This window comes from Paenibacillus sp. OT2-17 (genome assembly GCF_009827695.1).
Classification (GTDB): domain Bacteria; phylum Bacillota; class Bacilli; order Paenibacillales; family Paenibacillaceae; genus Paenibacillus; species Paenibacillus polymyxa_B.
Window position 1 is genome coordinate 1 of record NZ_WUDQ01000419.1, and the last position, 3,295, is coordinate 3,295.

General features: G+C 44.2%; 4 protein-coding genes. All 4 read left to right on the forward strand.

Annotated features, from left to right (window positions below):
* On the forward strand, positions 1–959 hold a 959-nt coding region (locus tag GRP75_RS22325), incomplete at its 5' end, for an MFS transporter (protein ID WP_160790390.1).
* Positions 960–1,292: 333 nt separating this feature from the next.
* Positions 1,293–1,619: a hypothetical protein gene (locus GRP75_RS22330; protein WP_160790391.1), complete on the forward strand. Its 327-nt coding sequence runs from the start codon at positions 1,293–1,295 to the stop codon at positions 1,617–1,619.
* Between the two features lie 88 nt (positions 1,620–1,707).
* The gene (locus GRP75_RS22335; protein ID WP_237449142.1) at positions 1,708–2,025 is read left to right on the forward strand and encodes a hypothetical protein; all 318 of its coding nucleotides are present in this window, start codon (positions 1,708–1,710) and stop codon (positions 2,023–2,025) included.
* A gap of 406 nt (positions 2,026–2,431) precedes the next feature.
* A partial coding sequence (locus GRP75_RS22340) for an ABC transporter permease (RefSeq protein WP_337194257.1) occupies positions 2,432–3,295 on the forward strand: 864 nt, incomplete at its 3' end.

Genomic DNA, 3,295 nt, shown 5'->3' on the forward strand with positions numbered 1-3,295 from the left:
GCTTGCTGTTTACGCTTACTCTTTTTGCAGGATTAAAAGGTTGGCTCAGCGGGGGGCTGCTGTTAGTCCTGTTAATTGTTACACGCGGTTTGATCGGCGGGTTTATCCCGGCGGTATTGTCATCCTCCCAAGCTTATATGGGAGATGTGACCGAGGGAGAAGATCGAGGCAGTGGGATGGCGATCATTAGCGCAGCCAATGGACTTGGATTAGTATTTGGTCCTGCTATTGCAGGTGCCTTTACTTTAATAGGCTTGCTGTGGCCTCTATATTTTGGGATTGTAATTGCTGCTGTAGCATTTGTAGTGGCCTTGCTGGCAATTCCGTCTGCCAAGCCCGTTATTCAGCAAAAGCCAGCCCGAATTAACCCCTTTCAACCCGGTCTACGAATGTATTTGTTCGCAGGTTTGGTTACGATGATTAGTATTGTGACCATCCAGGTTATTGGCGGATTTTATTTTCAAGATCAATTAGGCCTTTCATCCGAAGAAACAGCAAGAGTGGTTTCCTTTGGACTTATGTTTTCCGGTGCAGCCATGTTGATTGTACAGATCGTTCAGATGAAATGGCTTAAATGGCAACCCAAGCCGATGATTTTGCTCGGTTCTCTGTTCCTTATTGCCGGTATGCTGATATTCCTCATGTCAGCCAGCATGGTTGTTTACTATTTAGCGTTCTTTATGTTTGGTATAGGTACAGGCTTGCTTATGCCTGGATTTATGGCTGGGGCTTCTCTTTCTGTTAGTAAAGAACAGCAAGGGGGAGCCGCTGGTCTGGTGGCCACTGTCCAAGGGATTTCTGCAATTATTGCTCCTATTTTGACAACGACGCTATATCGGGTGGACAAATATATTCCTTTTGCTCTTATAGCAGCTCTAGTAGCTGTTATGGCCATCATTATGTTGGGGGTAAGAAAGAGAAAAGGGAATAGTGAGCTGGTATCTCAGAAGGCCAAATAAATAATAGAGTTGTTTGATGAACCCATAGGCTTCCGTGCTATATTCACGAGAAGCCTATTTTGTTTGCTGGTTTGAATGATAGTCAAAAGGTCTCAATTTGCTAATTCATAAGCTACATAGTTTAGATATCTATTATAATAAGTTTTAAGAAAATTCAGGGAAAGCAGAAGGAAAGTGGGAGGCTCATGGAAATCCAGCAAAAGTGGGTGGTTTTAAACAAAAAAGTACCTCTTATATGCGGACTACGACTGAACTCCTGAGGTGAATGAGAAGGTGAAATCCGATTTAGGGGGGGCTAGTTAAGGAGAAGTTCATAAAATTGGAGGGATGCAGATGGGTTGGGAGTATGGAATTAAAGTCGCAGATGTTAAGGATATTCAAGTGCTAATGGATCGTTTAGCTGAAGCATTGCCTAGGATTGACGGATATCGGATGCAAAGGGATGAGGATGGCTTTGCCCTGCTTCAGAATGATCCCGATTGGCCTGAGGCGCTCCAAGTTTCAGTGGAAGAGGCAAGGAATATTGAAGGGTTAAAAGACGGTGAACTTTATATCTATTGTCTATTTCATATTGGTGGCGAAGATGCGGTGAAGTGGAGGGAAGGAATGTACAGGGTGCTGGAAGAAGAGGAGCGTGCTGCAGAATGGTTCGATCTGTAGCCGAAGAAAGGAGTGGTGAGATTGAGTAAGAAGGACAAAAAAGAGATTCAGACACTAATCTATCGCTATAGTGGTCCACGAGCCAATATTGGATATACTTGGGGATACGGATGAACCAAAGCTGGAGGAGATAATCTTTATCTACGCAGATGACTTTGATATCGTGTTGTCTGCGTTAAAGTCCAAATATCCACTTGACGATCCTGATACGGGGGAAACGTATGAGGCTTTTGATCCCTGTTGGGATAATCCGATTCCGGAGTCGATATGGCATGAGATATTAACAGAATTGGATGCTTGGCCTGCCAAGGAGCCGGAATTGCACATATTTATCGATTCCTTTATAGCTTGGGTCAGAGCACACCTGAAGCGAGCAAATGGTATTATCGTGACTGGAAATCTATAGAGAAAGACAAAGCAATACGTATTTTCGCTACCCCTCGCTTTAAGGTGCGACCGGACAGCAAGATGCTGAGTCGAACACCTCGTTTTTTGCAGTGCTCGCGATTATTTCTCCTTTCCTGATCGGCCTAATACTACAATCTCTATATATAAAAAACAAGCGATTTCCTTTTGAAAGGGGATCGCTTGTTTGGCATCATGCTGATTTTGATTTCTATATTCGAATAAAACACGACATTTAAATAACATGGTGAGTAACTTTAGTGCGCAAACGACAAAATTCGTCATTATTTTTAGTTATTCAGGACGTGGAAACCGTTCTTGTTCCTTAGTACAATGAATAAAAATAACAAGTGATGAAAAGAAAAGTGACAAATACACGAGGAATTACGGATAAGGAGGGACAGGCTGTGGCCGTATACACACTACGTAGATTGATACAAATGATTCCGGCACTGCTTGGTATTGTCGTTATTACATTCATGATCTCAAGAGTGCTTCCGGGTGATCCTGCCGTGATGCTTGCGGGGGAACAGGCTACACCCGAGACGATTGAAAATATTCGAAGCAGCATGGGACTGGATCAACCGAAGTACATTCAATTTTTTCATTATGTAGTTGGATTGTTCCAAGGTGATCTGGGTCAGGCTTATCACACTGGACAGTCAGTGGCAAGCGACTTTGCTACCCGGTTTCCAGCAACCATCGAGTTGGCGCTGGCAAGCTTGGTTATTGCGATTCTGGTGGCAATCCCAATCGGCATCCTGGCAGCAACCCGTAAAGAATCGATTGTTGATCACATTTCACGTGTGTTTTCCTTGATCGGTGCATGTATGCCCATTTTCTGGATTGGCCTGTTATTCATTTATATCTTCTATGCTAAATGGGGCATCGCTCCTGCGCCCATGGGTCGAATTAGCGGTGACATCAATCCGCCGACGCACGTTACGGGACTTTATGTACTCGATAGTTTGATGACCGGTGATTTTGTAGCTTTAAAAAGCAGTTTATCCCATTTGGTTCTGCCAGCAGTCTGTCTCAGTACAGGCACTATGGCGATTGTGGCACGGATGATGCGTTCCAGCATGCTGGAAGTGATCGGTCAGGATTTTGTTCGCACAGCCAGAGCCAAAGGTCTGCGCGAAGGAATTGTTATTTATAAGCACGCACTCATTAACGCCTTTATTCCAACACTTACCGTACTTGGTTTGCAGGTCGGTTACCTGATTGGTGGAGCGGTTATTACCGAAACCATTTTTACCTGGCCAGGAGTG

Bases quoted from the DNA above. Each gene is read 5' to 3' on its own strand.
- GRP75_RS22330 (WP_160790391.1), top strand. From the start codon at position 1,293: ATGGGTTGGGAGTATGGAATTAAAGTCGCAGATGTTAAGGATATTCAA.